The following is a 26,106-nucleotide window of genomic DNA, read 5'->3' on the forward strand; positions in this document are numbered from 1 at the left end:
TCGCGCTGTCGTTGAACAGCACGACGCCGTACACCGCGCCCCGGGGAGGTCGTCTCCCCCGGGGCCCGTGGTGTGTCCGGACGCTGGTCAGATCTCCCCGGCCGCCGTGGCGGTGAGCCAGTCGGCGGCTTCGGCGTCGGTCATGAGCAGCGCCTGCGTCGGGTGGGCGTCGCCGTCCTGGACGACGTGGACACGGCCCGGGTGGGCGCTGCTCTTCGGGGTGGGGCCGTCTATCGGGGCGAGCCGCTGCCAGATGCCGGTGCTGACCCGGGCGAGGATGACGGTGGAGAACTGCTCGCGGGCGCCGGGGTCGAGGCCACCGGCGACGGCGAGTCCGTCGTAGATGACGTGGATGCGGGCCGCTCGCCCCTCGTGCAGAACGTCCTCGAGGGCGGCGACGGCCGGGGACTTCTTGGGGTCGTCCTCCTGCCGGAACGTCTCCCAGTAGCGGGTGAGCTGCCGCAGGGTGGCGTCGGCCCGGTCGATCACGACCATCAGCCGCGGAACGTCGTCGAGGTCGCCGTCGAGGTCGATGCGGCGCTGGAACTCGGAGGCGAGGCCGACCAGGGCGTCGTGGATGCCGGCGACGTTGCCGCGGTGCGTCACCGTCGGTAGGTCCTTCGCCCACAGGTGGGAGATGCGGGTGGTGTCGAGGACCAGGGCGTGGGCGCCCTGGTGGAGGAACTGGGCGGTGAGGGTGCGCAGGATGGTCGTGCTGCCGCCGCCGGCGCCGCTGCAGACCAAGATGTGCGGCGCGGCGTCGATGTCGACGGCGATGGCCCGGCCGTCGGTGCCGATGCCGATCAGCGCTGCCGAGGCGGGCAGCGCCTGAAGCTGCTCGTGCAGGCCGGGGTCGGTGAGGCGCAGCAGCTTCGGGAGCGCGGTCGTGGTCGTCATGGTGCGTGTTCCTTTTCTGTGCTGTGCCTGGTGAACCGGGTGTTCTCCAGGGCGCGGGGGATCGTGCGGGCCGGGCGGGTCCGGTTCGCGGGCTGCTGGTCAGTCGAGGTCGGTGGTGCCGGAGGCGGCGCGGGGCCGGTTGCGTGCCCAGCGCTTGAGGTCGCCGACGCGGTAGAGGAGTTCGGCGCCGCGCTTGTCGACCGGCTTGGGGAAGGACGGGTCGTTGGCGCGGGCGTAGCGCAGCGCGGCGAGGGTGTAGGGCAGGTGGTGTTCGGCGGCCTGGCGCAGCCCCACCGCCTGATCGTCGACGTCCCCGGCCGGGTTCGCCGGCGACGTCGACGCGATCATGCCGGGCGGGTCGGTGGCGTCGTCCCGCTGGTCGGGGAGAGCGGCGTATGCGGGCGTCTCGGGCTCCGTGGGCAGGATCCGCGCCTGGTCGTCGGGGCCGGTGGGCTGCGGGCCGTCAAGGGCCGTCTGGAGCTCGGCTGGTGCGGGCTGCGCGGGGACAGCGGGGCGCCTTCCGTCCGAGGACACCGACCTGCCGGTGGTGGCCCACTCGCGTGCTTCGGCGTCGGTGAAGAACAGCACCTGCGTCTCGCGCGCGGTGCCGCCGATGACGACCTGGGCACGGCCGGGGTGCTTGGTGCTCTTGGGAGCGGGGTGGATCTCGGGGGCGAGCATGCGCCAGGCGTTCATGCTGTAGCGGGCGAGGATGCGGGTGGCGAACTGCTCGCGGACCTCCGGGCCACCGAGGGCACGGGCGGTCGCGGACTGGGCAACGAGCAGGACGTGCATGCGGACCTGGCGTCCCATGAAGAGGATCTCCATGAGCGCGTCGATCGCCGGGGACGTTTTCGGGTCGCCGGACTCGCGGATCTTGTCCCAGTAGCGGGCCAGCTGCCGCAGGGTGGCGTTGACCTCTTCCAGGAGGATCAGCAGCCGCGGGCCGATAGCGTCCGGGTCGGCGTCGATGCCGAGTTCGTCGGCGACACGTGTTCGGCGCCGGCCTTCCCAGCCGAGCTGGACCAGGGCGTCGTGGATGTCGGCGATGTCGGCGCAGTACGTGACGCCGGGTATGCCGCGCGCCCAGGGGTGGGAGATCCGCTTGTAGTCGAGGATGAAGGCCTGCGAGCCGTGGTGGAGCATCTGGCAGGTGATGCAGCGCAGCGTCACCGACTTGCCGCCACCCGTGCTCGCGTTGACGAGGATGTGCGGCGATTCGGCGTCCAGGTCGACGGCGACGGTCTTGCCGCCGGTGCCGATGCCGATGAGGGGCGCGGACTCCGGAGCCTTGGCCACCAGCTCCCGCACCTTGGGGTCCTTGAAGGCGGCCTTCTTCGGAGGCTTGCGGGTCTTCTTCACCAGCACATACGGCTTGCGCCCGGCCGGGTGCCAGGAGAACGTCACGCCCTCCAGGGCGAGCTTCTGGGTGATGAGGTCGGCGACCACATCGCGGGAGAACCGCAGATGCACCGGCAGGTCGACGCGTATCTGTGCGTCGTCGTCGCTGAAGTTCTTCGGGACGTGGAGGTAGCGGCGCGGGTCGGTCTGCTCCGCGATCCCCAGCGGCACGGCGAGCGCCTGGTGCAGCGGCGTCACCCACTCGCGCATCAGCTCGCGGCGCTCACGGGTCAGCAGCCCGTACGCGAGTCCGCCGGCGACCGCGGCGGAGGCCGCGCTGATCCCGCCCGTCTGCAGCGCCGCGACTGGGACGGTGTCCGGGTTCTCCCACCAGGCCCGGGCCGTCTCCTGGTGCTCCCACAGCCCCCAGCCGCCCCCGGCCGTGGCGCTGAGGCCGGTGATGCGGAAGGTGAGGCGCTGCCACCCGGGCCGGTACGACGATCGGGAGACGCGGCCTTCGACCTTGGGCAGGACGCGGGTGCCGGGGTGCCAGAACGTGGCGTCGGTCCGCTTGATGCCGTCCATGTCCCGGCCGGCCAGGAAGCGGCCGATGCCGAACATGAGGGCTTCGGCGGTCTCCTCTACCTGCTTGTCGAACTTCGTCTGCGCCATGCCGTCCAACGCCCTTCGTGCCAGGTGTGCGTGGGGCGTCACGGTGCCGCTGGAAGCGGACACCCACGCCGGACGAGGACGCTAAAACGATCTCCCTGTGGATAGAGTTCGGCGCTGAAGCGGACGGCTGTGGACACTTTTCGGCGCCCAAAAGGACAACCCGTTCGGGGAATGGCGTCCGGGCTGGCGGCGCGAGACGCTACCCGCGCGTCCGCGCGGGCCCGGCCTCGCCAACCGCCCGTTCAGCAGATCAGCGAGGCGTCCGTGTGTGGAGGCCACACCGCAGCCAAGAGGCCCTGCGGGGGCAACTAGCCACTGCTGCTGTCTCCGTCCCTGTCCCCCTGGCCCCGGGTGCGCCGCCTCCGTCTGGCTGTCGTGAGACCAGCCGTGGTTAGGGCCACGAGCAGCGCGGACGGTAGCTGAGTAAGCAGGCCGCGGCCGATCTCAGCAGCGATCTCGTACAGCGACATGTAGGTCTCCGTGTTCATCGGCGAGTGATGACACGTTTGTAGGTCGGTGCCGCTCGCAGGTGGCGCGAAGTGATCGACGTCGGACGAGGTTGCGGCCACGTGTGGCAAAAGCCCTGATGGGAAGCCGCCGCGACTTCTACGATCTGCGGAAATTGCGGAGCATTGAGGGGGAGTTATGGCCGACCCGGATGGGGCGCGTACGCCGGAAGAGTTCACCCAGGCGCTGCGGCGGTTGGTCTCCGAGACCGGCAAGAGCCCCGAAGACATCGCCAAGAAGGCCGGCCTCTCGGGGAACACGGTGCGCGGCATCACGGCGGGGAAGAACTGGCCGCAGCAGCGCACCCTGGAACAGCTGGTCCGCGCCTGCGGCCAGGACACCAGGCCCTGGGTGAATGCGTGGTCGCCGCTTAACGACGCCCGGCCCCGCACGGAGCGGGGCAACGCCAAGAACGTGCAGGAGCAGATCGACGCGCTCGGAGCCGAAGTGGACCGGCTCCACGGCCAGGTGCGCTCCCTTCAGGAATCCCTGGAACAGGAAGAGATGGGAGACCGGCGCCGTGAGCGCCGCATAGCGGATGCCTACTTCGACTTCCTGGCCACGATGCCGACCCCTGAATTCCGGCGGGCCGAGTTAGAGACGGCCGGAGAAGAGATGAGGGCGCCCTCGCCCCTGCTCAACTACTCGGAGCCCGCCTACGGGGTCACCGAGGTGAACTTCTTCCTCGATAAAGTGAAGGAACTTGCCACCGCGGAGGGCCTTCCTCAGCTGGCCCTCTATCTGGCCACCAGCCCGTTACTCCGAGCGTTCATCACCGTCCCCGCATACGAGATGAAGGACCACGACGCGGTCTACGACTACGTCAAGAGCGACGTGGACGCATACATCACCAAGCTCCGGGCTCGTGTTCACCAGTACCTGCGCGCCTGCACGGACGACCAGTCGTCTACGCAGACTGGCGGCGGCGCAGTTCCTCGGACCAGTCCCGCAGCGGGCCTTCGAGAGTGAGGTTGTCCCCGCGGCTCACGGTCTGGAGCAGCTGTGCGCACACGGTCGCTTCGGCGGCGAGGCCGGCCGGGCTGCCCAGCAAGGGGAAGACGGCGCGGACGCGGGCGGCGGTGTCCGGCTTCAGCAGCGAGTAGGCGTAGAGCGTGGCGCTGTCGAACCCCTCCGGAGCCTGGCCCCATCCCTCCCAGTCCAGCAGGCGCAGCGGCGAAGTGAGGTTCGCCCAGTGCAGATCCGCATGGGCTGTGGTCCAGCTGGAGACGGCCGGGGCTGGGATGCCGACGAACTCGGGGATGGCCCGCTCCATGTACTGCTGCCGTACGGCGACGCGGTCGGTGTCGACGGCCGACACCTTCTCCATCGTCCCGGCGAGCTCCTTCCACCAGGAGTCCGGCAGCTGGAGGTCGTGCTGGAGGATCGGGTCGCCGGACAGGACCGGCTCGTCGACGCGCACCGACAGTTCCGCCCGGTAGGCGGTGCCGTCGTCGACGGCGTCATGGACGGCCAGGAGGGCGGGCCGGTGACCGTCGAGATCGCCGAAGGCGTGCTGGGCATCGAGGGCGCCGTCCCACAGCTTCCCCGCGGCCTTGTCCTCCGGCGCGGACACCAGCCGGAGCCATACCGGCGCGCCTGTAGCGGTGCGGGCCGGGGCACCCAGGGTGCGCCCGGCCCAACCCCAGAACTCCGCGCCCGGCTCCACCTGGACGTCCAGGGCCCTCGCCGTGTGCGCGTGGTGGGCGCGCATGCGCTGTTCGGTGTCCGGGTCAGGGGGAGGCGAGTACACCAGTGATCTCCCGCAACTTGGCGGCGGTCAGGGAGGGTTGAGCGACGGCGTCGGCCGCCTCCTTCCAGTGTGGCGCACCGGAGGCGGCCAGAAGGACGTCCGTCACCCCTGGGCATGACGCGACGGCGAGGACGCACGCCTGTGCGGGCGTCAGGCCCGGCCGGATGAGGTCGGCGAGGTCCTGGTCGACCATGCCGGGGAGGTCCCCGCCGTGCAGCGGGGCCGACGCCATCACCCGCAGTTCCGCGTCGGCGGCGGCCGGGAGCGGCCCCTGTCCGTGAAGGGCCTGCACGATCGGCGTCATCATCACCAGGTTGACCGGCAGCTGGATGGCGACCAGGTGATGCTGTTGTCCGTCGGCGGCTTCGGCGGCCAGGGCGAGCAGCTCCCCCACCGTGAACGCCTCCTCTTCCAGGCCCGCCCACGTGGCGACGCCGTACCCGGTCACGTGCCCGGCCGCCACGGCTTCCTCGAGGACAGCGAAGGCGTCCCGGATCGCCCGGTGCAGTGCGGGGCGGTCGCCGGGGTGGGCGCGCTCGGGGTTGTGCAGCAGGACCAGGTCCAGCCGGTCGCGCCCGAGCTGCTCGCGGTTGCGGCCGGTCTGCCAGCGCACGTAGTCGGGGGCGAGGCTGTGCCCGGCCGGGGCCTGGTCCTCGGTGAGGGCCCCGGCGTTCACGGCTTCGGCACCGGTGGCGGCCGTGAAGTAGCCGGCCTTCGTGGAGACCCGCAGGAATGGGTGGGCGGCCAGGGCCGGGGCGAGCAGAGTCTGCGCGCGGCCGGTGGCGTAGTTGGGGGCGGTGTCGATCCACTGCGCGCCGGAGGCGGCCGCACGGGCAGCCGCCTCCGGGATCGCCCGGCACCGGTAGGTGCCCAGAGCGAGCTGTGCCATCACAGAAGGCTCCCCACCGTCGCGGCCTGCCCGGCCACGAGCTCCTGGACCAGCCCGGCGACGTCCTGCACATCCAGGCCGGCCGCGTCGGCGAGCGTCGCCAGGTCCACGGTGCCGCCCTCTACCAGCGGGCGCAGCACCGCCTCAGCGGCCGGGGCGAACTCGAACGTGCTCCCGGCGGCGGACAGCGTCACCACGTCCTCGCCGACGTCCAGCACGGCGCGGGCCGTGGTCAGCCGCACTCGCAGCCCGGGGTCGGCCGGGGTGCCGTCGATGTACGGCAGGCTCGGCACCATCCGGCCGACGGCCTGGCCGTCCATCGCGACCTGGTAGCGGGCGAGCAGCGTCGGGTCGTCCAGCAGTTCGGCGAGCCGCTTGCGCATCCCGTCCACGGCGTCGGCCTGGACGTCCGGCGCGGCGAGCAGCGGCAGGTCGCGCCGCCAGTCCTCGTGCGTGAGCAGCTGCTCGCACACCCACGCCATCAGGTCCGTCGCCGTGTGGGTCTGCAGGCCGCAGGTGACATGCAGGGAGCGGGTGCCCTGGTCGGTGGAGACCGCGTGCCACACACCACGCGGCACGTACAGCACATCGCCGGGGTGCAGGACCAGGTCGGCGACCGGTTCGGTGGGTGCCTCGCCGGGGTCCTCGATGTCGCGGTACAGCGGGTAGGGGCGGGTGGTGCCGTAGATCCGCCACCGTTTGGCGCCGTCCAGCTGGACGATGACAGTGTCGTGGTCGTCCCAGTGGACACCGAAGCCCTCGGTGCTGGTCCACGAGGCGTAGAGGTTCGCCTGCACGCGGGTGCGCAGACGGCGCTCGATCGCTTCGGCGAGCCGGGCGATCGGCGGGTGGAGTTCGTCGACGCTGTCCAGGGCGAGGGACGCGCCCTCCTGAAGGCGGGCGTGCAGTTCGGCGGGGTGGAGGCGGTGCCAGACAGTGTGGCGGCGGGTGGCCACCGGGGCGGTGTATCCGCCGGCCAGCAGCGTCTCGCCGTTGCGGGAGAGCCGCATGCGCGGCGGCTCAAGGCGGTGGGCGGCCAGGATGTGGTTGAGGTCGTCCCAGGTCATCAGTCCGGCGACATCGAGCGCGCCGGGTACGTGGCGGTATTCGCGGTGCAGTGCCTGGGCGAGGAAGTCCTCGCCCAGGCATGCCGCGATGGACACATCCGTCATCGCGTCAGGGCTCCCGGTCCGTCAGTCGTTGCCGTCGCTCTTGCCGGTGCCGCCGCCGTCCGAGGGGATGGCGTTGCGGCCCCGGGCGGCGACGATCAGCCGACGGGAGCGGACCAGGCCGCCGGTCGAAGGCCCGGACGTGGCGGGCGGGGGCTGGACGGGACTCTGCATGGGTCCTCCTCCTGATCGGTCGGCCGGGCCCTGGACAGCCGCGGCCGCGACACCCGCCAGTACAGCCACGACAACGGCTGGCGCTAACCCCTCCATGGGGGCCCCAGGGTGGGTATGGTCGTTGGGCTGACGCAGCGTCATTCCACGGGCTTTCAGGGGGACTTGTGGACGACTTACCGCCGTCACCCGCCCAGGTTCCGCGCCGTCTGCTGGCCGATCCCGTCTTCGTCAGGGCCTTGCAGGACAGGGACTTCTCCGTGGTCTTCGCGATGGCGCACGGCGTGGGCATCTCCTTCAACCGGATCGCCGAAGCGTGCGCGCTCAAGTCCGAGCGCGTCAGCCAGATCGCCCGCGGCACGGCCTCGGTCACCGCACTGGCCACCGTCGAGCGAATCGCCGCCGGTCTGCGCATTCCCGGTGCCCTACTGGGCCTCGCTGCGCAACCCTGGGAAGACACCGCCGCTCTCAGCACGGAGTCCCACCATGGAGATGATCCGATGAAGCGCCGCAACCTGCTTCGTGGCGCGCTCGCCGCCGGCCTCACCGCCCCGGCGCTCGCCGCCCTCACCGCCGCCCGGACCGACGTCGACCAGACCCTCTCCCCCGACGCTCCCCAGGACCTCGCCGACCTCGAGGCCGCAGCCGAGAGCTACGGGTACGGCTACCACGGACAGCAGCCCACCCGTGTCCTGGCCGACCTGGTCGCCGACTTCACGACCCTGCGCCCGCTGCTCACCGTCCCGCAGCCCGCCCCCATCCGGGCCAGGCTGTGCCGGACGGCCGGGCAGATGGCCGGGATGACCGCGATCGTCTTACACGACCTGGGGAGCCGCCGCGAGTCCCGCGCCTGGTTCGCCACCGCCGCCCGGGCCGCCGCCGAATCCGGCGACGACCAGCTGCACGCCTGGGTCCGCGCCCGCGAGGCGATGGTGCCGCTCAACTACGGCGCCCCGAAGGCGGCGGCCGGCCTCGCCGAACAGGCCCGCCACTTTGCCGGGGCCCGGCCGACCGCAGCGGCGACCCTCGCGGCCGCCGTCGCCGCCCGCGCCTACGCCCTCAACCACCAGCCCGAGCAGGCCCGCGCCGCGCTGGCCGCAGCCGACGCCCTCATGGACCGGCTCCCCGAGGGCGATCGGTCGGACACGTGGCTGACCTACAGCGAACAGAAACATCACGTGCACCTCAGCCACGCCTACACCACCCTCGGAGACACGACCCGCGCCCATGAGAGCCAGCAGCGCGCACTGGAACTCTCCGCCCCGACCAGCAGCATGACGCGCACCCTGCTGAACATCGACGCCGCCGCCTGCGCCCACCACAACGGCGACACCGAGCAGGCCTGCCACCGCACCATCACCGCCCTGACCGCGCTCCCGGACGGCTACCGCACCGGGCTGGTCCGCCGCCGCGCGCTGGACCTGTACGAGGCGATCCCCGCCCAGCACCACCGCGAGGACGCTGTGCGTGAGCTCCGGGACGTCCTCGCTGCTTGACCCAGCGGTCAGGGGTCGCCCTCGATGGTGACGGGGGGCCTCCAGCGGGACGGTCCATTCGCTGCCCTTGGACCTGGCGGTGATGCTCAGGCGTACCAGCGCGTTCGCGTAGTCAGGGCGTCAGACCGAGGGCGTGCGGGTCGCTTTGGAGTTTTTCCGGCACAGCTGTAACGCGTGGGACCTGCTTCCGCACTACTCATTGAGGCCGTACGGTGCGGCCACGTCGAAGTCGGCGGTCTGGAGGCAGGCGCGTGATGGGTACGAGCAGGTCAGGCAGGTGGCCATGACGGATGACGAAACGCTCGCCGATCCGGTGGTCTTCACGCGGTTCTACCGCGCGCACCTGTCGAGCGGCGTCGCAATGTGCCGTCGGCGGGGCTTGTCGGAGGACGACGCCTACGACCTGACGCAAGCGGCCATGGCGGTGATCTTCCAGGCAGCCAAGGGCGGGAAGCCCGTGCATGATCCCGTCCGGTACTTCCGTGGGGTCCTCGCCAATCTCTCCAGCACCGCGATCAGGGCGCTGATCTCCGGTCGCGAACTGGTGGAGAAGCTCGGCCTGCACATCGAGGACTCCCTTCCGGACCGCCAGGCGGTCGCGGCGCCGGCGCTGACCCCGCACCTGGTCTACGCGGCCAAGGAGGAACGCGAGCGGATCTGCGAGGCGCTACGCGAACTCGCGCACCAGTACAAGGCATCACTCGCCTTGGAGAGCGACGGCTTCGACATCGAGGAGCGCGCCGCGCTCAAGGGCGTGCCCAAGGGCACCGAACGGGTCCATTCCCACAGGGCCCGGCAGCACGCCGCCCGGCTGATCGGACAGCGCGCTCCCGATCTGAGGCCCGTGGCCGTGGTCAAGGACGTCAAGCCGGCACGAGAGGAGGGGGCGGCATGAACAAGTTGGAGGGCACAGAGGGATCCGAATTCAAGCGGGTACTGCATCAGCGCGCCTGGAAGTACGTGCTCGGCATCGACGGAGACGATGTCCTGACCGGCGACCGGCTCCACGATGCCATCGAGGCTCTGGCCCAGGACGAGGCCGTGGACAACGAAGCCCTGTGGGAGGTTCCGGCGGACCTCCACGTCACGCCCCGGCTGGACGAGGTCTTCGAGATGGCCTCGCGGATCGAGCTGGAAACCCCGGCCGAACCGGCACTGAACTCCATCACCAACGGCCACCAAAACTCCGAGAAGCTCAACTACCTTCCCGGACCCGACGCCGAGTTCAGGGTGTCCGTCCGCTCAGCCCCCGAGATCGAGTTGACGGTCGACACTGACATCTACACGGTCACTTCGCCGTCCCGCCGAGAAGAGCGTGTCAGCACGCCGTCGGCCCGGCGCCGGCGGCTGCGCGACAAGCGCAGGATGCGTCGGCGTGATCGCACGCGTCCGTCCTGGAAGCGGATGCTCGGTATCGGCGAATCCTGGACACCGCTCAAGTCCGGGATGGTCCTCGGGCTGATGTTCATGTGCTCAACGCTGTGCTCAATGCTGTTGTCCATCCTGTTCCCCACTCGTGCGGAGCTGGACCGTGCAATCGAAACCGATTCAGTTCCCTGGTACGTGCTGGCCCTCACCGTGGCGGCCTACGCCACGTTCGTCATCGCACTCGTACATGTTGGGGAGCTGATTAGGCGGCTGATTAGGGGGCTGATTAGGGGCTGCGTCGCATTCGGGTCGCGGCAGCGCGCGCGGGAGGAGAAGGCCAGCGAGGCGGAAGTACGGGCGGCGGCGCGGGCGCGGGCCGACACGCCTGCGCAGCCGACGCGGAGCGGGTCGGCGCTCCATGAGTGGAAGGACCGCGACATGACCCGCTTGTAGCACGACGGTCCGTCGCCTCCCTGGTTCCTAGGCCGCAGGAAGCAACGGACCGATCGCAGCGCCCTCCAAGGAACACGACAATGAACCTGCAGAAGGAGACCGCTATGCCGTCCAAGGGTCGCACGAACCCCGACGCCAAGGCGAGGAACAAGTCCAAGACGAACAAACCCGCCATCCCCTCGGCCGTGCTCGCCGACATCGCGGAAACCGCGGCCCAGATGCCCACGGCACCCGGGACCGTCAAGGCCGGGACCACCGCGACGGCCGAGGTGCCTGCCGTCCCGGTGGAGGGCGGCCTTGCCGGGCGCGGATGGAAGAAGAAGGCGGTGAACGTGTGGCTGCCGCCGCTACCGCGCGGCTCAGCGCTCGGCGTCGGCACCGCCAGCACATGGCTCGCCTACAGTCTGATCGTGGAAAACAGCGCAGGCACCTCGACTTGGCCCGCCATCGCCCTAGTCGGAATGGGCATGGCCTACGACCTCGGACTTCGCCTCATCGACAGGTGGCGCTGAGCGGGAGCGCTCGCCCCCGCCTTCCCGAAGTCGTGGCCGTCACGGCAGGAGCCCCGGGCATCATGACTGATGTCCCGGGGCTCCTATCCTGCGGCGCATGCGTTCTACACGAGCGTGCCCAGGGCCTGCTCGGCCATCTGAATGCCAACCTGGGCGGCCGCCGTCGCTCCGGCATCCACCAGCTGGCCACGACCAGGTTCTCCGGCCCCACCTGACCGACTCGGCCGGCCCCAGCCCCTTGATCGGGAAACCGATGTCCAGGAAAAGTGGCCCCACCCGGCAGGGTGCTCAAAAGGCTCGAGGTAGCGCCAGAACTTCCGGTCGACGCTGCTCGGGGTAGATCGCCAAGAGGGGCCAGAGATCTCGTTCAACTGGGGCCAGAAGACTCGTTCGAAGCCAACCAGCATGGCCTTGACCTGGGTCGTGAACTGCCAATCAGGCCCGGCTTGGGGCTCGGCGACGTCGCTTCGTCATGGAGCTTCTGGGCGACGCGCTCCAGCTCCACGCGGTCCGGGTCGGGCATGCCCAGTGTGGGGCTGATCTGTCCGACGTACCCGGCCAGTTAGACGAACAGCGTCGGGTGGGTCTGTCCAGCCAACGGGTCTTCCAAGATTTTCGTAACCGGTGATCGGGTCAACTGGCCTGGGTGTCGGCTGGTTGGCGGCGTAATCCTGGTGGTGTGTGCGATACGGCTGGAAGAGCTGTTGCCACAGCTGGCCGCGGTACGGGTCGATCGTGTGGAGGCCAGCGGTGATCTGCATACCGCAAGCAAACGGATGGGTGGGGTGGCGCTCCAGCCCGGAGACTGAAGCGCCACCGGTTCCGCCCTAGCGCTGGATGAGGTATCCCCCGTAGCCTCCGCAGGCCGCGAGGGCCGAACAGAGGAGGGCTATGGCCCTGGAGGAGATGTAGATCCCGACGGTCACGTCCAGGTCGTCGCCGATCTGGATGCGCATCTTCTTCGGTTTCCTCGAGTTGCGTGTCGGTACGGGCGTCTCGCGCCCGGTGGCCATGTATGCCTCCTCGGTCTCGTGCTCATCTGGACACAGCACGCCCGTCGCTCCCGGCAGAGGTCTTCGGTCGTGGCTGTGGAGAGCCATTGTTGTGGGTGTTGGTCCGCTCCGTTTCGGCCGTCGGCATTTCGTTCCCCGTCACTGCAGGTCAGAGCGCAGCCACATTTCGAGCTGTGAAGAAGTGCACTTTGGGGCAACCCTTTGGGGGGATCGTCGGTCGAACCCCAGTAGATGGTCGGTGCGCGTGCGCTGAGCAGCTGTGTGAATCCCGCCACCCGAGCGGTCCATGCACTCGTCTGACCTGGTCATTTACTGGCAGGCGGGGACCCCTCGCGGTTACATGGGGAAGCCGGGGTTACAGTTGTCACGCACAGGTGACACTGAGCAACTCAGGGTTACGATCTATGACGGTTGGTGAGATCCGCTCCGGACCTCGCTCTTCGGTCTTGTGCTCACTGGGTACGCGGCACCTCTCGCTCCCGGCAAAGAGAACGAGGTGACGTGAGGCGCACATGCGCGTCGAGGGGCCGGTTACCGACCGGCCCCTCATCCATCTCAGCGGTCGCACAGCTCCTCTGCCCAGGTGCGGAGCTGGCTTTCGAGGGCAAGCGGCGCCGACGCCATCACCCGCAACCCCGCCCTGGCAGCGGCTGGGAGCAGGCCCCGGCCGCTGCCAGGGCCTGCACGGTCGGCTGCGATGCTCAGCGTTTCACGGTGCCCATCTGCTCGGGGGTCGTCTGCCTGCGCTCACGATCGGCCGCCCTGGTGTCCGGTGATGCATACGGGCCGGGGGCGGGGCGGCTGGGGCGGCGACCCCAGATGGAGGGATGATCGGCCGCGGCGAGGATGCTGTTGATGCGGCGGGCGAACTCGTGGCCGGGCAGCGGGAGCTCGGTGTCGGGCTCCCGGAGGTAGCCGGCCGTGACGGCCATGGGGATGTAGGCCATGAGCTTGCTGACTCCGGCGGGCCGGGAGCGGACGGTCTGCTTGGCGAGGTGGCCAAGGACCCGCATGAAGTGGGTGGTGGTCGTGCTGGTGATGCGGTGTTCTGCCGGGTGCCAGGTGCCGCCCTCGTCGACCGCGGGGGGTTGGGGTGGGGGCTGGACGTCGTCGGTCTGCCGGTGCCAGAAGTCGGCGGTGTCCCCCTCCCCCAGCGCCAGGTGGTGGAGGTAGAGGCAGTAGGCGGCGGCGGCCTGTCCGGCGCCGGCGGCGTACTGCCACCAGAAGCGAGCGCCTTCGTCCGTGTCGGTCAGCTGCAGGACACACGCCAGGACCAGGGCAGCACGAGGCTCGGGGACTTGGTCGGTGACGAACTTCGCCACGGTGCCCGGTGGGGTGTGCGAGACGAGTGTTTCGCACAGGGTACGCAGGTCTTCAGCCGCCGCGTGGCGGCTGCCACCCGGGGAGTCGTGGCCGGGGTGGTCGGCATCGGGCGCGGACGTTGGGTGGACGATGTCGCGCGGCAGGGTGCGCTCGCGGACGAGCGCGGCTCTGGAGAGGAGTTCTTCGATGCCGGTCACGGGGTGATCCCTTCGGTCGAGGGCGGCGGACACAGGACGCTCTCCAGGAAGCGGGTGGCGTGACGCTCGTCGGAGCGGACGGTGGCCAGCGGCACGCCCAGGAGGGCGGAGACGGTCTCGGGCGGGCGTTTCAACAGCCAGCGCAGCACCATGACATCGAGCTGGCTGCCGGGCAGGCGGCTCATGGCCGCGAACAGCTTCAGGCTCTCGATGATCTGCTCCAGGTGGTCGGCCGGATCGGCGAGGGACTGGAGGACGGCGGTGTCGAAGGCGGCCATGCCCAGTTCGGGCCGTCCATCCCGGTGCGGGGTGCTGGCCATGACCGTGGCACGCAGGGCCATCCAGGCGTAGCGGCGGGTGTCCTGGCTGGCCAGGGCGTCGTCCCAGGACAGCCAGAGGATGTCGAAGGTGTTGGACACGGCGGCGTCGCGCCGGTCGTCGTCGAGGAAGACCTGGGCGTAGAGGAGGTAGTCCAGTTCGACGAGTTCGCGGAACGCGTGGTGGTCCAAGGGCGGGGGCGCGTGGGTGGCGGTCAGAATGGGGGTCCGTTCGGTGCAGTCGTCGACCCACTCGCTGCTCCTGTGGGCTTCGAGAGCGGCCTGGCACCACAGCCGGTACAGGGGCCAATTCGGCATGCCCAGTTCGGTGGCCAGAAGGAAGACGATCTCCCAGCGAGGGTAGAGACCGACACCGCGCAGCAGTTCGGAGAGCTTGGACTTGGCGAACCGCACGCGCATGCTGAGATCGCTCAGGGTCAGGCCGCTGGCGAGGTAGCTCTCGCGCATCGGGTCCAGCCAGGCCCTGTGGGCGCTGCCGACGGACGAGGCGATCGGTCCGAGTTTGCGGCCCGGGCGGACGATGAACGGTCTGCCTGGTGGGAGCGGCGGTTCGGCAGGGGTGATCACGGGGCGTCGTCCTCCTTGTCCGTGGCCGCGTGCACGCGGTTGCCGGTGCCGGGCGCGGTGTGGGAACGGGAGGCGTGCACGATCTGCTGCACGGTCAGGGCGAGGGCCGGAGCGAGCGAGGCTACCGCAGCGGCCGTCTGGCCGACGGCGACCAGCACCACGCTCCAGGCGAACACCGTTGCCGTGACCGCGATGACGACTATCTGACGGGTCTTCATACAAGTTCCTCCGCTGTCGGAAGGTCGGCCTCAGGGACGCGGCGGCCCCATCCGAAAAGGACCGCCGCGCGCCCCAGGCAGGCGGGTGCCAAACCGCCGTGCCCGGGGAGGTGAACCAGCATGGACAGAAAGGGAGTTGTGACGCCACGTGATCAAGGAATCACGGAACAATGGCGATCACCGACCCCCATCCGAACGCCTCGCGGAACCGCGTCGGTCAAAAACGCAAGCAGGCGCGCGGACGAGTGGAAGTTCCCGGATTTCCTTGCAATTGCACGTCGAAGAGACGTCAATAGAACAGACGCCGTTGGTGTCGGCCTTCCATCCGGAAGGGCCCGCCCCCGTGCCAACCCGTCAAAGGGGGGAAGCGGGCCATGCCGCTCTCGCCTGGCCAGCCCTAAGGCCAGGCGAGAGCACAGTCCCGTGCCGGGACACGAGCACCGTAGACCACCCCACTGACAACGCCCGCGACACTGACGGCAAACCGCCTCCGGCCCCTGCACGACCAGGGCGAAGACCCTACGGCGCACCATGAAGAAAGCCGGCCTACCGCGCAAGAGGCTCCCCGAAGGCGTCGCCAAGCTATTGGGACACGGACGCGCACTCGTCACCGCATGCGGGGACCGGGCCTGGCCCGAGGTGGAGGCAAGGCCCGCCCCTGCCGTCCCCGGACGAGGCCGTCGGCTTCAAGGGTTGGCACAAGAGATGTCGCCGCGCGGCAGACGGGGGGCTCCAACGCGCTCTGCTGTGGTCGGGCCGGCGGTCGGTACGTTCGCGCCACTCGTTTTGTGACCGGCGGGTCTGGTGGAAGGCATGGGGCTGTGACCTGGACGCTGCCGGAACCGATGCTCGCCGCCCCTGTGTCCGATCCTGCTCTAGCGCCGGGGTGGGCGGGTGAACCGAAGTGGGACGGGTTCCGGGCCCTCCTCTCCGTCGATGCCGACCGGGTGGTGCTGCGCTCGAGGCGCGGCACCGAGATGGCCGCCTCCTTTCCGGAGATCGTGGCCGGGGCCGCCCAGTTGCCGGATGCGACCGCGCTCGACGGCGAGCTCGTCGTCTGGGACGCCGTAGGCCGCCTCGCGTTCGAGCGGGTACAGCACCGGCTCACCCGGCGCGGCGCCGGGGCGGCCCGGGCCGCGCAGGAGTGGCCGGCCCACTTCGTCGCGTTCGATCTGCTGCGCCTGTCCGGAACGGACACGACCGGATGGGCCTACCGGCGGCGCCGGGACGCGCTGGAGTCCGTCTTCGCCGCCGGCCGGCTCATCGCGCCGTGGGCGCTGTGCCCGTCGACCACCGAGGCCGACCTCGTGCGCGAGTGGCTGACGTGGGCGTCGGTCGGGGTGGAGGGCGTGGTCTTCAAAAGGCTGGACGACGCCTACAAGCCCTCGGTGAGGGGCTGGCAGAAGTACAAGGTCCGCCAGACGAGCGAGGCGATCGTCGGCGCGGTCACCGGTTCCCTGACCGCGCCCGGCACGCTGCTGCTCGGCAGGTACGACGACCAAGGCCGCCTTCAGTACGTCGGCCGCACCACCACCCTCGCCCAGGCGGCAGGTGCTGCGGTCGCCAACCTGCTCGCTCGAGGACGGCCCGGACATCCGTGGGCAGGCTGGTCGTTCTCCGCCGGATGGGGCAGCCAGGAAAAGCTGAACGTCACGCTGGTGGAACCCGAGCTGGTGGTCGAGGTCGGCGTCGACGTTGCCCGGGATGCTTCCGGCCGGTGGCGGCATCCCGCACGCTGGCACCGCGCCCGCCCCGACCTCTCCCCCACCGACATCCCCCGCCTGACGTCACGACCGCAGTGAGCTCGCCGGTCTCGCCCCGGCCGCGCACGGGCGGGGCGGTCACGCCTGTGCGCGGAACGTCGTGATCGCCTCCCGTACGGCGTGGGCTCCTTCCCACTCGCCACCGTGCTCGCCGGACGGCGTTCGGCGGGTGCGCACGAGGGTGCCGACCGTCTCGACGACCGCATAGGGCGTCGCGAAGACGCGGCGGAGCGGGACCACGGGGCCGCGGGGGAGCACGCGTCCCCGCGCCCCGAGGAAGGCGTACGACCAGCCGGTCTCCTCCGCCCAGGTCAGGCGGATGCCGCCGGGGCGGACGGTCCGGCTGACGTCCCAGGCGAGCACGATGTACATCGTCTCGCCGTGCTCACGGCCGGTGCGTTCGACACGGACGGAGCCCGGCGGGATGCCGTGCTCGGTGAGGGCCTGGTCGACGGCTTGGGCGTAGGGCCAGTGCGGCAGCAGCTCGTACGGCAGCAGGCCCGGCGGGTGCAGCAGCAAGATCCGTCGCCTCCCGGGCGGGTTCAGGAGGCGTGGCGTAGGTGGGTGGTGGCCGGGCCGATGGCGTCGGGGCCGAACTTGGCGCGGATGCGGTCGCTGACGGCCTCCGCCGTCAGCCGGTCCTGGCGCTTCTGGTCGAGGCTGATCTGGAGGGCGACCTGGTCGGCGTCGACGAGGTCCTCGCCCTTGAGGGAGAGGCCGGTCAGGCGGCCACGCTGCAGTCCGGCGGCGTCCATCATCCGGTACGCGAGCGTACGCAGGTCCTCATCGTGGGCGGAGGCCTCGGGCAGGCGCCGGGTGGTCTCCCAGGTGGCGCCGCCGGCGAACTTCAAAGTCAGCTTCAGGGCCCGAGCGACTTGGCCTCGGTGGCGCAGGTCCTGTCCGAGCTGGACGACGAGGCCGAGTAGGGCCGCGCGGACTTCGGCTCCGTCCAGGGTGTGGCGGGGGAAGGTGCAGCGGGTGGTGGCGGAGGCGGGCAGGGTGCGGGGGGTGACGGGTCGGGGGTCGATACCGCGGGCCCGGTCGGCGGCCAGGCGTCCGGCGCGGCCGCCCAACAGGCGCTGGACGGTGGCCGGCGGCACCGTGGCGAGCAGGCCGACGCAGTGGATGCCGTAACCGCGCAGCGTTTCCGCCTGGCGGGGGCCGATGCCGTGGAGGGCCTCGACCGGCAGCGGTCCGAGCCAGTCGGTGACCTCGCCGGGCTCGACGGCCAGAACGCCGCCCGGGGCCGGGACCTGTGCGGAGGCGGTGGCGGCAACGGTGATGCTCGGGCCGATACCCACCCGGACGTCGACACCAAGCCGGGCCACCGTCCGCACCCGCAGCACCTCCCCCAGGCGCCGGGCCGGCACACCGTGGTACTTCAACGCACCCTTCAGCTCCACCAGAGCGGCCGACGGCGGCAGCGCCTGCACCACCGGAGACAGGTCCGCGAGCAGCTCCAGGACCTGCCGGTAGACCTCCTCCGGCAGTCGGTCCGGACAGCGCACATGCATCACCGTCGACACCCCGAACCCCGCTTCACCCGTATCCACCGCACCCACCTCCTCCACACCCCACGTTATCGAACTAGAATTCGAACACGCGAGAGGATGAAGCTCGCGGCGAGACGCCTGGGACGGAACGTGTTCGATGACCTGCCGCCTGACCTGGGGCGACTGCACACCTTGCGGGTGTGGCACGCCATGTGGCTGGCACGCATCGACGCCAAGATCGCCACCCTCGAGCAGCGGGAGGCCGAGATCGAGCGCGGACGGCAGCGGCGGCCCGCAGAGCCGGACTGGTTCGTCGAACTCGGCATCGGCGTCGGCCGCCCGCCCCTCGCCGTCCACGCCCGCGGCTGCTACGCGGCCGGCAAACGACGCCGCGCGGTCGGCCGCGACGAAGCCCGCCGACTCCTCACCGCAGGCCTGCGCGGCTGCACACACTGCGAGCCCGACCTGCACCTCGGCATCGAGTAAAAAGCGCAGGGGTGGTTCCGCCGGAAGCGGCTCGAACAGCAGTACCTTTGCCTCGTGCCAGCCTCGTACGACTTTCCCCCAGACCTGACCGACGCTCAAGACGAACTCCGTCAGGTCCGCGCTGAACTGCAGACCGTCTACCGGCGGGTGCCGTGGTCGGCCGAACCGCTGGACGCGTGGGAGACGCACGAGAACGCCTGGCGGCAGTCGTCCCGCCCCGCTTCACCAGGCTGGGATCCTCAGGACGCGGCGGAGATCGCCCGGCTACGGGCGCGGGAAGTCGAACTCGCCGCGGCGATCCTCACGCATGCGTACTGGAGCGAGCTCGCCCCGGCCGACGTCCTCGCGGCCCGTGACGCGCTCAAGCACCACCACGAGCAGCAGATGGCCGACGCCTCCAGCTAGCCGCCCACCGCTTCCCCGGCCGCCGCCCCGTCGGCGGCACCAGCACGTCGGCCCGCCCGGCGCGCAGCACCGGCGAACGCGCCCCGATCCCCGGCAGCGTCCGCGCCGCCCATCCCGCCCTCCCTCATCCTCAACTCCAGCCAGGGCATGGGCGAAGGGGGTCGCAACGGGGATGTCAGCGGTCCGACCAAGCCACACGCCCGTGGTGACCTGGGCGGACTCCAGGACGCTGAGAGGGCCTGCGCAACATCCAGCGCAACACCAGCCGCAACACCTTGGCGCAGCGCCTACTGCAATATCCAGTGCAACAGGGGCAGCGAGGTGGCGCGGCCGTCAGGTGGGGCCAGCACCGGCTCAGTCGTCGACATGCGCGCGCCCCTACTCGGTCGGGTGAAGTGGCTCGGGTGGGAGAACTTCCGTGGGCGTCGGCGCGTACTGCCGTACATGAAGCAGATCAACGAAGCGCATGTGGCGCTGCCCGGCCTGGCCGTGGTGGAAGTCGCGGCCGCCGATGACGAGACCGCGTTCGCCATCCAGAAGCTGCTCGCCGCGCGGTGCGCGGTGGCGCCGGCGGACCGCACGACCCGGGAGCCCGGCGAGCCCGGCGTGCGGCTGCGGTTCTTCCTGAACCTGCACGAGAACGCCGACACGTAGCTGGCGGCGAGCGCCTGGCCGTGCTCGTGCCGGTCCGTGACAGGGCTCCTAGGCTGGGAGTGCTCGGGGCTGCGGAGGTGTGCCATGCCCGCGAGCATCTTCAACGGCGTGATCTCGTTCGGGCTCGTCAGCGTTCCGATCATGGTCCTGAGCGCGACCGAGGACCACAGCGTGCGCTTCCGGAGGATCCACACCGTCGACAACGCTCTGGTGCGCAACCGCTACTGGTGCGAGCAGGAGGACCGTGAGGTCACCTTCGGAGAGATAGGGCGCGGCTACGAACTGCCGGACGGCCGGGTCATCCCGGTCACGGACGAAGAGCTGCGGGCCCTGCCGCTGCCCACAGTCCGCGCCATCGAGCTGATCGCGTTCATCCCGGCCGCAGCCGTCGACCTGCTGCGCATCGGCGCCGGGTACTACCTCCAGCCTCAGGGGGCCGTCGCTGCGAAGCCGTACCTGGTCCTTCGCCGTGCTCTGAAGCGTGCCTCGCGGGTCGCTGTCGCACGGTACGCGTGGCACGGCCGTGAACGACTCGGTCTGCTGCGGGTCCGGGGAGACGTGATCGCTCTACACGGCCTTCTGTGGCCCGACGAAATCCGGGACCCCACCACCGTGGCCCCGCCTCCCGTCCAGCTGGACGAAGACGAGATCGACGAAGCCGTGGCACTGATCGACGCCATGACCCGCGACGACCTCACCGGCCCCGAGTTCACCGACGGGTACACCGACGCCCTGCACGCGGTGATCGAGGCCAAGCAGGAAGACCGCCCCCCGCCGCAGGCCCCGGCGCCGGCGTCCCTGCCGGGACAACTGGTGGACCTGATGGCCACGCTGCAGGAGTCCGTCAGCAAGGCCCGGACGGCACGCGGGGAGACGCTCGGCACCGATACGGCCGAAGCACCGGCGACGCCCTCGAAGAAGGCACACTCCCCGAAGACTTCCTCGAGGACCGCCGGGCGCCCGGGCGGTCGACGCGGTACGCCAGCACGCTGACCAGCCGTGGTCGGGGCCATGGTCGGGGGTTGGCGGCAGCGTGGTCGGGGACGGAGAGCTCCAGCGGGAGCCGCTGGAGTGCGCCCATACGGGTGGGGCCACAATCGCCGCCCTGTCAGAAATCTGGGACGCCCTCAGTTCGATTGTCACCACCCTGGCCCTGGGTGGCGTCGTGTGGCAGGGGTACCTCACGCGCAAAGCACTGAAGGTCAGCCAGCTCATGGCCGCCGACGCCGTCCGCAGCCGGCTCGACTCCCAGGCCCCGGAAGTCACTCTCAAGCTCAGTCCCCCGCCGTGGGATCCGCTGGCGGCGACCAGCATGGGGATGCCGTGCAACCCCTGGCCGCAGGGGCAGACCTGGCACTTTCCCGAGCAGCAGGATGGCGCCAACCGTCTCGTGCTGCAGCAGGTCCTGATCCTGGAGAATCTCAGCGACCGGCGCGTGCAGCTACGGTTCGACGGCGACCTGGTCGTGGCCGATGAGGACAGGCGGCCCAATGCCGCCGGCGTCATCGTCCTGGAACCCCGCGAGACAAGCCCGGACGTCTACCTGCAGCGCGAGTTCACCATCAAGGAACTCTCGGAGAACTTCCACGCGAAGCAGGCCGGGCGGGAGCTGCCGCACAGAGTGCTCGGCACGGTGACGGCGGAAGACGACCGTGACAACGGGAGCACGGATCGCTGGGACCTGGTGCTGACCGGCTGCCCGGTCGAGCCGTTCCCCGACCGGGACGGGCTGTGGAGGATCGCGCCATGGCACCTGACCGAGGGATCAGGGCTGCGCACCCTGGACTACAGCCTGCTGCCCCCACGGCACGCACCCACTGGGTCTCGCGCGCCCGGGGGATCCAACTCCCCGCTCCGGAAGGCGCGTAGCGGCCCAGCACCCGCTGACCAGCCGTGGTCGGAGTCATGGTCGGGTTAGCGGGCAGCGTAGTCGGTGCCGTGGTCGGTCTACTCGGTGGTGTAGTCAGGGTCGGGGAGCTCCGGAGGGAAGTGCCGCTCCAGGATCTCCGCCCACCGGCGCAGGACGACGAAGCCAGTGGTGTCGGCCTGCGCCTGGACCAGCTCGGTCAGAGCGTCGACGAACGGCTGAGCCGCCGTGCCCGGCGGGATCACGGCGGCGGCCTGCTTCAGTCGTTCGAACGCGGCCGGGAAGACTTCCTTAGCCCACGCTTCCTGTTCCTCGACCCGCCGGGAGCCCGCCTCCAAGTTGATCCGCATGATGACGTACGTCGGACAGTCGGACGTGTGCCACATCTCGTAGGGCGTCCCGCCCCCGACGCGGGCGTTCTCGGGACTCGGTCCTGCCTTGCAGTCGGCACACACTTCGCCTTCTGTCTCCGCCCAGCCCTGCATCGAGACACTCCCATCATCCGGAGAGCAAGAGCCTGCCACGGGTGATCACTGGCTGGCCAGAGCTTCGGACCAGGCGGTGGGCGGTGAGGTAGTCCGTCAGGGCGGTGAGTTCGGTGGCGTCGCGGCTGAGCCGCTTCATTACGTACATGGTGAAGATGACCCGGCGGTGCGGAGCGTGCACCTTGACCTCCCGCGCGGTGCGCAGACCTACCGGATTGGCACAAACAGGAGGGCCGCCGGATTCTTATCCGGCGGCCCCAAGATCCCTGGGCGGGAGCTCTCAGTCCATGATCCCCGCGCGCTCCCCCAGGAACTCGTGCAGCTTCACAGCGACGATCTTCCTGGCATGACGACGATTGGAGCGCACGGTGGCCGGGGCAATGTCGAGACGGTCCCCGATTTCAGAGTCACTCCAGCCGTGCGCCGTGAGCAGCAGCACCTGCGCCTGGCGGTGCGGCAGCGACTTGAGAGCATCGTTTAGGAGGAGCGCCACGATCACATCTTCGGCGCTCCGCTCGACACCTTCGGCGAGCGGCCCTTCAAAGAAGGTGAGGAGCCCTTCCGTGGAGGTCGACACCTCTCGGGAGGACTTCTTCATCGCTCGCAGGACACCCCGGGCGGCCACTGTGCGCAAGTACTTGTCCGGGTGCATCATCCGGCCGATGCGCGGCCAGTCGCGCACGGCCAGCTCCATGGTGTCCTGGAGGATGTCCTCCGGGTCGATGGGGGCCTCGTACCCGTGCTCCCGCATGACCCTGAGCACCAACGCGATGAGGCGCAAACGGTGTTCGCGGTAGAACTCGTCGAAGTCCTTGAGCGGAATCCACTCCTCGGCATCCGCGAAGGGTACACCGTCGACGTCGCCGTACTCCTTCCGCTGAGCGTGGCTTATGGCGTCCTCGGACACATCGGCGGAGTCGGCCTCCTCCGGCGGAGTCTCGTTGCCGATGCGATGCTTGTCCCCGTCCAGACCGGCGGCCGCGAAGGCTTCGCGGAGCACCTCGTAGATCTGGGCCCTCCGCCGGTCGATGTCTCGGTCGGTGTCTGCAGACTCCGCGTAGCGCTCGATGTCCATGACGAGCTGGAAGCGGTACTGGTCGTCCAGTGACGGATGGGTGTCAGTCCGGGCCATCGGTGCCCTCCTGTCCCGAGCTCCCGGAGGGTGCATCGGGGGCGCTCGCCGGCCGGTCCGACTCAGTCTCACGAGCGCGCGGTACGGCGGTGTTCGCGGCGGACTCCCGGCGAATCCGCGCGGCCCGCCGCTTACGGAACCACTTGATGACTCCGAGGAACGCGCTGGCGATGATCGAGATGATCGTCACGACGGGTGCGAGTTCCTTCGCCAGACCGATCACCTCCTCCCAGGCAGTCCACAACAGTGCCCCAGCGCCTGTCATCAGCAGGACGAACATGGTGACGACCACCGCGACATGGTGATCCTGGATCCAGAGGTCGACCGCCTGCACCCCTCGGCGGAAGCCGGACGAGACGCGGCGCGTCATGCGGACGAAGCGCTGACGCATCTTCTTGATACGGGCGCGCACAGAAGAACCCACGAAGGTCCCCCCTCGGTCGGGGGCCAGCCGACGCCGGGGCTGGGGCCGCCGAACCGCTCACACGATATCGGCGCCCCCTCCCCGCGGGCGACGGAAGCCACGCACACCCCACTGCTCTCGCCAAAGACCTCATGAAGTGGCGGGCCCTGCTTGGCCCTTGTTCTGTTTTGCCATGCATTGAACCAGAGCACGAACAGTCGAAACGCCCCTGGATGCACCTCTCTCAAGGTGACATGGTTCACAGAGGTGAGTTCCATAATCTCTTGCACGGTTCACGGTTCCCGCCGCTTATCCATGGTGACGGCGCCTCCCAAAGAGGAGTCGTTTTGGCAGCTCGCTGGCGGCCCGGCCCCACGGGGACGGTCCGGCGTCCTGCTGCCGCGCCACCCGACGGGTGACGGAAGGTCTGAGAGGAACCTGCTCTCGCCAAAGATCTCGGGATCTCTCAGGCCCCTGCGAAATATGACGAGCCCCGGCCGCTTTCTTGCGGCCGGGGCTCGTTGCGCCGAGCTTGCCAGCGATCCGCCGTGGTCAGGGTGTGTCGCCGGAGTAGTAGAAGCGGCAGCTCACACCCCGGGCCAGGCATGCGCTGTTCGCCAGGGCGCGGGTCGTACAGCGACCGACCACCAGGGAACTTCCCGAGCTCGGTGGACAAGGCAGCACCGTCGTCGACTTCCTCCGGCCGCCATCACGTGATGTCCAGCAGCAACCCGTCCAGCGGCCCGCCTGTCAGCGCGGCGTAGGTCCGGTGCGGCAGCGGACCGGGGTTGGGGTCGTCGTGGTCGTGGCCGTAGACCCGGCCGTTGCGCAGCTGCTCGTCTCCGTTCATGCCGTCCAGCCTCGCAGCCGCCACCGACAGCGCCCGCGCGGCGGCGGGCCCGGCCCGTGCCTCCCTTCACCCAGGCCGGGCCGGGCCCGCCGCGCTCACCGCGCCTTCGGCAACGCGTCCAGAGAGCAGCGTTCCTCCCCCACGCCGCGGCCGGCCACTCGCCACACCGGCTCATCGGGCCCCTGCCGGGTCAACTGCGCCAGCGTCGTGGTCGCCACGATGAGCCGGTATTTCACGCTGTGGACGTGGCGGGCGCGCTCGTGGAAGGCGGCCTCCCTCGTTGCCGGGGCCGCGCGCCGCGGGGTCGAGGCGAAGACGAACAGCACCGGCGGGAAGGACCGGTCCATCGACGGCCCGGCGTAGGTCTCCTGCCAGTGACTGCGCGGGGCGCGGGCGGCGTTGCCGCGCCCGGCCGGCGGCGCGTTGCGGTAGGCGTCGTAGCGCTCCAGCTTGGCGACCAGGCGGGCGTAGGACATGGTGCGGTCGATCTCCACGAACGCGCTGGAGCCGTCGGCCAGGAGCACCACGGCGTCGGGCACGAGGTTTCCGGCCGGGGTGGGGTGGGCGACTTCCACCTGCCAGTCGGCGTGGTCGGCCATCTCCGCCTGGTGGAAGGCGATGACAGTGTCGACCAGGGCGAGGCCGTGCTCCCGAAGGCCCGTCTTGCTGGCGGCGATGCGCTTCCCGGTGGTCCGGCCGGCTGTCGGCGCGAGCTCACCGGAGGCCGCGGCTTCGGCGAGGCCCGCCGGGGTGCAGTACCAGTAGCTCTGCTGGGCGCGGTGGGTCCGGCCGACCAAGGCCGGGGATTCGGCGAGCAGGTTGCGCAGCGCGCGGCGGGCATGGTCGGTGTCCTGCTGGTGCGGCAGCAGCAGTGCCTTGAGCTGGCGGGGTGTGGCCAGACGCAGCTGGGCGAGGGTGAGGAGGACCTCACCGCGGATGTCCGCGCCGGCCTTCGCCACCGCCTTCCGGGCTAGGGACGCTTCTCCAGGCACATCAGTGCTGGGAGAAGCGGAGTTGCAACCGGCCCAGGCGGGCGAATCGGGAGTCTGATCAGCGACAACCGCCAGATGGCGGCTCGGAGCTGCGGGGCTGGGAGCGTGGCTCGCTACAGGGCTCGCTGCGGGGCTCGCTGTCGCAGCGCCGTCCGAGCCCGCTGGTGCGGTCGGCGGGACGGGCGGGGTTGGCGGGAGGGGTGCGGTGGTCATCGCGTCCTCGGGATCCTCCGGCCGTACGCGGCCGGATCGGTGACAGGCCCGGCCCGCACGCGCGAGACGTACGGGCCGGAGCCACCGTGAGGAAGTACCCCTTGTCCGCGGTCTGTTCATCCCGGCCCGCAGTGTCCGTTTCGACCCTTGACCACCCCTTGACCGGATGGTTCGTCCGTGGCCGATGCCACACCGCCGCAGCCTCGGGGTGGCGGTGTCTGGAAGGGCACAGAGCTCAGGGGCTGCCCGACTGGGTAACGCCCTGCGCGAGTTGGCCGACGACGTCGAAGACGGTCTGGCCGAACGCGGTCGGGGCGATCAACACACCGAATACCAACACGATCACGACGGTCAGCTTCTCGTCGTTCCGGCTCCGGGCCTCCGTACGCCGCCGCAACCGCACGACGATGATGACCGCCAGCAGAACCGCAACATTGATCGACAGAACCATCAGCCAGCCCTCCCCGTCACACGAACGTCCC

At 70.2% G+C, this 26,106-nt stretch carries 29 protein-coding genes and 1 pseudogene; 11 read left to right on the forward strand and 19 right to left on the reverse strand.

Translation table 11 applies throughout. The features are described 5' to 3' along the window. Nucleotides 1–87: 87 nt before the first annotated feature. Together ACZ9QC_RS42510 and ACZ9QC_RS42515 are read right to left on the reverse strand one after the other, a co-directional pair. The gene (locus ACZ9QC_RS42510) at nt 88–897 is read right to left on the reverse strand and encodes a hypothetical protein (RefSeq protein WP_472918021.1); all 810 of its coding nucleotides are present in this window, start codon (nt 895–897) and stop codon (nt 88–90) included. Nucleotides 898–996: 99 nt separating this feature from the next. Further along, nucleotides 997–2,910 carry an ATP-binding protein gene (locus tag ACZ9QC_RS42515; RefSeq protein WP_472918022.1) on the reverse strand — a complete coding sequence of 638 codons (1,914 nt, stop codon included), beginning with the start codon at nt 2,908–2,910 and terminating at the stop codon, nt 997–999. Between the two features lie 645 nt (nt 2,911–3,555). Between ACZ9QC_RS42515 and ACZ9QC_RS42520 the strand changes: the two genes are divergently transcribed. Next, on the forward strand, nt 3,556–4,386 hold the full coding sequence (locus ACZ9QC_RS42520; protein ID WP_472918023.1) for a helix-turn-helix domain-containing protein: 831 nt from the start codon (nt 3,556–3,558) through the stop codon (nt 4,384–4,386). Here ACZ9QC_RS42520 and ACZ9QC_RS42525 read toward each other — a convergent pair. The 4 genes from ACZ9QC_RS42525 to ACZ9QC_RS42540 are packed head-to-tail and all read right to left on the reverse strand — an operon-like array spanning nt 4,325 to nt 7,399. After that, on the reverse strand, nt 4,325–5,167 hold the full coding sequence (locus tag ACZ9QC_RS42525; protein WP_472918024.1) for a hypothetical protein: 843 nt from the start codon (nt 5,165–5,167) through the stop codon (nt 4,325–4,327). The genes ACZ9QC_RS42520 and ACZ9QC_RS42525 overlap by 62 nt on opposite strands. Continuing rightward, nucleotides 5,148–6,056, reverse strand: coding sequence for an aldo/keto reductase (locus ACZ9QC_RS42530; RefSeq protein ID WP_472918025.1), 909 nt, complete (start codon nt 6,054–6,056; stop codon nt 5,148–5,150). The genes ACZ9QC_RS42525 and ACZ9QC_RS42530 overlap by 20 nt, the downstream gene beginning before the upstream one ends. Further along, entirely contained in the window at nt 6,056–7,228 is a 1,173-nt protein-coding gene (locus tag ACZ9QC_RS42535) for a JmjC domain-containing protein (RefSeq protein WP_472918026.1), read from the reverse strand. Before ACZ9QC_RS42535 ends, ACZ9QC_RS42530 begins: the two co-directional genes overlap by 1 nt. A gap of 21 nt (nt 7,229–7,249) precedes the next feature. Continuing rightward, the gene (locus ACZ9QC_RS42540) at nt 7,250–7,399 is read right to left on the reverse strand and encodes a hypothetical protein (RefSeq protein ID WP_179382408.1); all 150 of its coding nucleotides are present in this window, start codon (nt 7,397–7,399) and stop codon (nt 7,250–7,252) included. Between the two features lie 164 nt (nt 7,400–7,563). Here ACZ9QC_RS42540 and ACZ9QC_RS42545 point away from each other — a divergent pair, with 164 nt between their 5' ends. From ACZ9QC_RS42545 to ACZ9QC_RS42560, 4 genes are all read left to right on the forward strand, one after another. Beyond that, on the forward strand, nt 7,564–8,892 hold the full coding sequence (locus tag ACZ9QC_RS42545) for a hypothetical protein (protein ID WP_472918027.1): 1,329 nt from the start codon (nt 7,564–7,566) through the stop codon (nt 8,890–8,892). 283 nt (nt 8,893–9,175) lie between these two features. Beyond that, nucleotides 9,176–9,787 carry an RNA polymerase sigma factor gene (locus tag ACZ9QC_RS42550; protein WP_472918028.1) on the forward strand — a complete coding sequence of 204 codons (612 nt, stop codon included), beginning with the start codon at nt 9,176–9,178 and terminating at the stop codon, nt 9,785–9,787. Next, nucleotides 9,784–10,713, forward strand: a complete 930-nt coding sequence (locus ACZ9QC_RS42555; RefSeq protein WP_472918029.1) for a hypothetical protein — start codon at nt 9,784–9,786, stop codon at nt 10,711–10,713. Before ACZ9QC_RS42550 ends, ACZ9QC_RS42555 begins: the two co-directional genes overlap by 4 nt. A gap of 80 nt (nt 10,714–10,793) precedes the next feature. Continuing rightward, nucleotides 10,794–11,225, forward strand: a complete 432-nt coding sequence (locus ACZ9QC_RS42560) for a hypothetical protein (RefSeq protein WP_472918030.1) — start codon at nt 10,794–10,796, stop codon at nt 11,223–11,225. A gap of 827 nt (nt 11,226–12,052) precedes the next feature. Here ACZ9QC_RS42560 and ACZ9QC_RS42565 read toward each other — a convergent pair. The 4 genes from ACZ9QC_RS42565 to ACZ9QC_RS42580 all read right to left on the reverse strand — a co-directional run bounded on the left by ACZ9QC_RS42565 (nt 12,053) and on the right by ACZ9QC_RS42580 (nt 14,881). Further along, the gene (locus ACZ9QC_RS42565; protein ID WP_472918031.1) at nt 12,053–12,181 is read right to left on the reverse strand and encodes a hypothetical protein; all 129 of its coding nucleotides are present in this window, start codon (nt 12,179–12,181) and stop codon (nt 12,053–12,055) included. Nucleotides 12,182–12,939: 758 nt separating this feature from the next. Next, complete coding sequence (locus ACZ9QC_RS42570) at nt 12,940–13,758, reverse strand: hypothetical protein (protein ID WP_472918032.1); 819 nt, start codon at nt 13,756–13,758, stop codon at nt 12,940–12,942. After that, nucleotides 13,755–14,663 carry a sigma-70 family RNA polymerase sigma factor gene (locus ACZ9QC_RS42575; protein WP_472918033.1) on the reverse strand — a complete coding sequence of 303 codons (909 nt, stop codon included), beginning with the start codon at nt 14,661–14,663 and terminating at the stop codon, nt 13,755–13,757. Before ACZ9QC_RS42575 ends, ACZ9QC_RS42570 begins: the two co-directional genes overlap by 4 nt. After that, nucleotides 14,660–14,881 (reverse strand): hypothetical protein, encoded by a 222-nt coding sequence (locus ACZ9QC_RS42580; protein ID WP_472918034.1) that lies wholly within the window; start codon nt 14,879–14,881, stop codon nt 14,660–14,662. Before ACZ9QC_RS42580 ends, ACZ9QC_RS42575 begins: the two co-directional genes overlap by 4 nt. Before the next feature lie 821 nt (nt 14,882–15,702). Here ACZ9QC_RS42580 and ACZ9QC_RS42585 point away from each other — a divergent pair. After that, on the forward strand, nt 15,703–16,683 hold the full coding sequence (locus tag ACZ9QC_RS42585) for an ATP-dependent DNA ligase (protein WP_472918035.1): 981 nt from the start codon (nt 15,703–15,705) through the stop codon (nt 16,681–16,683). Between the two features lie 39 nt (nt 16,684–16,722). Here ACZ9QC_RS42585 and ACZ9QC_RS42590 read toward each other — a convergent pair whose 3' ends face one another. Both ACZ9QC_RS42590 and ACZ9QC_RS42595 read right to left on the reverse strand, forming a co-directional pair. Continuing rightward, nucleotides 16,723–17,163 carry a hypothetical protein gene (locus tag ACZ9QC_RS42590; RefSeq protein WP_472918036.1) on the reverse strand — a complete coding sequence of 147 codons (441 nt, stop codon included), beginning with the start codon at nt 17,161–17,163 and terminating at the stop codon, nt 16,723–16,725. A gap of 23 nt (nt 17,164–17,186) precedes the next feature. Then, nucleotides 17,187–18,158 carry a DNA polymerase Y family protein gene (locus ACZ9QC_RS42595; RefSeq protein ID WP_472921969.1) on the reverse strand — a complete coding sequence of 324 codons (972 nt, stop codon included), beginning with the start codon at nt 18,156–18,158 and terminating at the stop codon, nt 17,187–17,189. Between the two features lie 129 nt (nt 18,159–18,287). Here ACZ9QC_RS42595 and ACZ9QC_RS42600 point away from each other — a divergent pair, with 129 nt between their 5' ends. The 5 genes from ACZ9QC_RS42600 (at nt 18,288) to ACZ9QC_RS42620 (ending at nt 21,600) form a co-directional block, all read left to right on the forward strand. Then, complete coding sequence (locus tag ACZ9QC_RS42600) at nt 18,288–18,623, forward strand: DUF6233 domain-containing protein (protein ID WP_472918037.1); 336 nt, start codon at nt 18,288–18,290, stop codon at nt 18,621–18,623. Between the two features lie 54 nt (nt 18,624–18,677). Further along, entirely contained in the window at nt 18,678–19,028 is a 351-nt protein-coding gene (locus ACZ9QC_RS42605) for a hypothetical protein (protein WP_472918038.1), read from the forward strand. A 444-nt stretch (nt 19,029–19,472) separates the two neighbouring features. Continuing rightward, the gene (locus ACZ9QC_RS42610) at nt 19,473–19,682 is read left to right on the forward strand and encodes a DUF6207 family protein (RefSeq protein ID WP_472918039.1); all 210 of its coding nucleotides are present in this window, start codon (nt 19,473–19,475) and stop codon (nt 19,680–19,682) included. 84 nt (nt 19,683–19,766) lie between these two features. Further along, the gene (ku, locus tag ACZ9QC_RS42615) at nt 19,767–20,675 is read left to right on the forward strand and encodes a non-homologous end joining protein Ku (RefSeq protein WP_472918040.1); all 909 of its coding nucleotides are present in this window, start codon (nt 19,767–19,769) and stop codon (nt 20,673–20,675) included. 40 nt (nt 20,676–20,715) lie between these two features. Next, the gene (locus ACZ9QC_RS42620; protein ID WP_472918041.1) at nt 20,716–21,600 is read left to right on the forward strand and encodes a hypothetical protein; all 885 of its coding nucleotides are present in this window, start codon (nt 20,716–20,718) and stop codon (nt 21,598–21,600) included. A gap of 29 nt (nt 21,601–21,629) precedes the next feature. On the opposite strand, the gene ACZ9QC_RS42625 is transcribed toward ACZ9QC_RS42620, so the two are convergent. The 7 genes and pseudogenes from ACZ9QC_RS42625 to ACZ9QC_RS42655 all read right to left on the reverse strand — a co-directional run bounded on the left by ACZ9QC_RS42625 (nt 21,630) and on the right by ACZ9QC_RS42655 (nt 26,075). After that, complete coding sequence (locus ACZ9QC_RS42625) at nt 21,630–21,899, reverse strand: hypothetical protein (RefSeq protein WP_472918042.1); 270 nt, start codon at nt 21,897–21,899, stop codon at nt 21,630–21,632. Between the two features lie 148 nt (nt 21,900–22,047). Beyond that, nucleotides 22,048–22,173: a hypothetical protein gene (locus ACZ9QC_RS42630; protein ID WP_472918043.1), complete on the reverse strand. Its 126-nt coding sequence runs from the start codon at nt 22,171–22,173 to the stop codon at nt 22,048–22,050. Nucleotides 22,174–22,314: 141 nt separating this feature from the next. Continuing rightward, nucleotides 22,315–23,166: an RNA polymerase sigma factor gene (locus tag ACZ9QC_RS42635; protein ID WP_472918044.1), complete on the reverse strand. Its 852-nt coding sequence runs from the start codon at nt 23,164–23,166 to the stop codon at nt 22,315–22,317. Beyond that, on the reverse strand, nt 23,153–23,590 hold the full coding sequence (locus ACZ9QC_RS42640) for a hypothetical protein (RefSeq protein WP_472918045.1): 438 nt from the start codon (nt 23,588–23,590) through the stop codon (nt 23,153–23,155). The genes ACZ9QC_RS42635 and ACZ9QC_RS42640 overlap by 14 nt, the downstream gene beginning before the upstream one ends. A 531-nt stretch (nt 23,591–24,121) precedes the next feature. Continuing rightward, nucleotides 24,122–24,419, reverse strand: a pseudogene (locus ACZ9QC_RS42645) (hypothetical protein). Nucleotides 24,420–24,514: 95 nt separating this feature from the next. Beyond that, nucleotides 24,515–25,378 carry a replication-relaxation family protein gene (locus ACZ9QC_RS42650; protein WP_472918046.1) on the reverse strand — a complete coding sequence of 288 codons (864 nt, stop codon included), beginning with the start codon at nt 25,376–25,378 and terminating at the stop codon, nt 24,515–24,517. Nucleotides 25,379–25,859: 481 nt separating this feature from the next. Then, nucleotides 25,860–26,075 (reverse strand): hypothetical protein, encoded by a 216-nt coding sequence (locus ACZ9QC_RS42655; RefSeq protein ID WP_069757814.1) that lies wholly within the window; start codon nt 26,073–26,075, stop codon nt 25,860–25,862. Between the last annotated feature and the right edge of the window lie 31 nt (nt 26,076–26,106).

This window comes from Streptomyces sp. HUAS MS02, from assembly GCF_055702265.1.

Bases quoted from the DNA above. Each gene is read 5' to 3' on its own strand.
- ACZ9QC_RS42625 (WP_472918042.1), bottom strand. From the start codon at position 21,899: ATGCGGATCAACTTGGAGGCGGGCTCCCGGCGGGTCGAGGAACAGGAA.
- ACZ9QC_RS42610 (WP_472918039.1), top strand. From the start codon at position 19,473: ATGAAGCAGATCAACGAAGCGCATGTGGCGCTGCCCGGCCTGGCCGTG.
- ACZ9QC_RS42565 (WP_472918031.1), bottom strand. From the start codon at position 12,181: ATGCGCATCCAGATCGGCGACGACCTGGACGTGACCGTCGGGATCTAC.
- ACZ9QC_RS42530 (WP_472918025.1), bottom strand. From the start codon at position 6,056: ATGGCACAGCTCGCTCTGGGCACCTACCGGTGCCGGGCGATCCCGGAG.
- ACZ9QC_RS42630 (WP_472918043.1), bottom strand. From the start codon at position 22,173: ATGAAGCGGCTCAGCCGCGACGCCACCGAACTCACCGCCCTGACGGAC.
- ACZ9QC_RS42520 (WP_472918023.1), top strand. From the start codon at position 3,556: ATGGCCGACCCGGATGGGGCGCGTACGCCGGAAGAGTTCACCCAGGCG.
- ACZ9QC_RS42535 (WP_472918026.1), bottom strand. From the start codon at position 7,228: ATGACGGATGTGTCCATCGCGGCATGCCTGGGCGAGGACTTCCTCGCC.
- ACZ9QC_RS42635 (WP_472918044.1), bottom strand. From the start codon at position 23,166: ATGGCCCGGACTGACACCCATCCGTCACTGGACGACCAGTACCGCTTC.
- ACZ9QC_RS42560 (WP_472918030.1), top strand. From the start codon at position 10,794: ATGAACCTGCAGAAGGAGACCGCTATGCCGTCCAAGGGTCGCACGAAC.
- ku (WP_472918040.1), top strand. From the start codon at position 19,767: ATGCCCGCGAGCATCTTCAACGGCGTGATCTCGTTCGGGCTCGTCAGC.
- ACZ9QC_RS42550 (WP_472918028.1), top strand. From the start codon at position 9,176: ATGACGGATGACGAAACGCTCGCCGATCCGGTGGTCTTCACGCGGTTC.
- ACZ9QC_RS42655 (WP_069757814.1), bottom strand. From the start codon at position 26,075: ATGGTTCTGTCGATCAATGTTGCGGTTCTGCTGGCGGTCATCATCGTC.
- ACZ9QC_RS42510 (WP_472918021.1), bottom strand. From the start codon at position 897: ATGACGACCACGACCGCGCTCCCGAAGCTGCTGCGCCTCACCGACCCC.
- ACZ9QC_RS42515 (WP_472918022.1), bottom strand. From the start codon at position 2,910: ATGGCGCAGACGAAGTTCGACAAGCAGGTAGAGGAGACCGCCGAAGCC.
- ACZ9QC_RS42540 (WP_179382408.1), bottom strand. From the start codon at position 7,399: ATGCAGAGTCCCGTCCAGCCCCCGCCCGCCACGTCCGGGCCTTCGACC.
- ACZ9QC_RS42555 (WP_472918029.1), top strand. From the start codon at position 9,784: ATGAACAAGTTGGAGGGCACAGAGGGATCCGAATTCAAGCGGGTACTG.
- ACZ9QC_RS42580 (WP_472918034.1), bottom strand. From the start codon at position 14,881: ATGAAGACCCGTCAGATAGTCGTCATCGCGGTCACGGCAACGGTGTTC.
- ACZ9QC_RS42595 (WP_472921969.1), bottom strand. From the start codon at position 18,158: ATGCATGTGCGCTGTCCGGACCGACTGCCGGAGGAGGTCTACCGGCAG.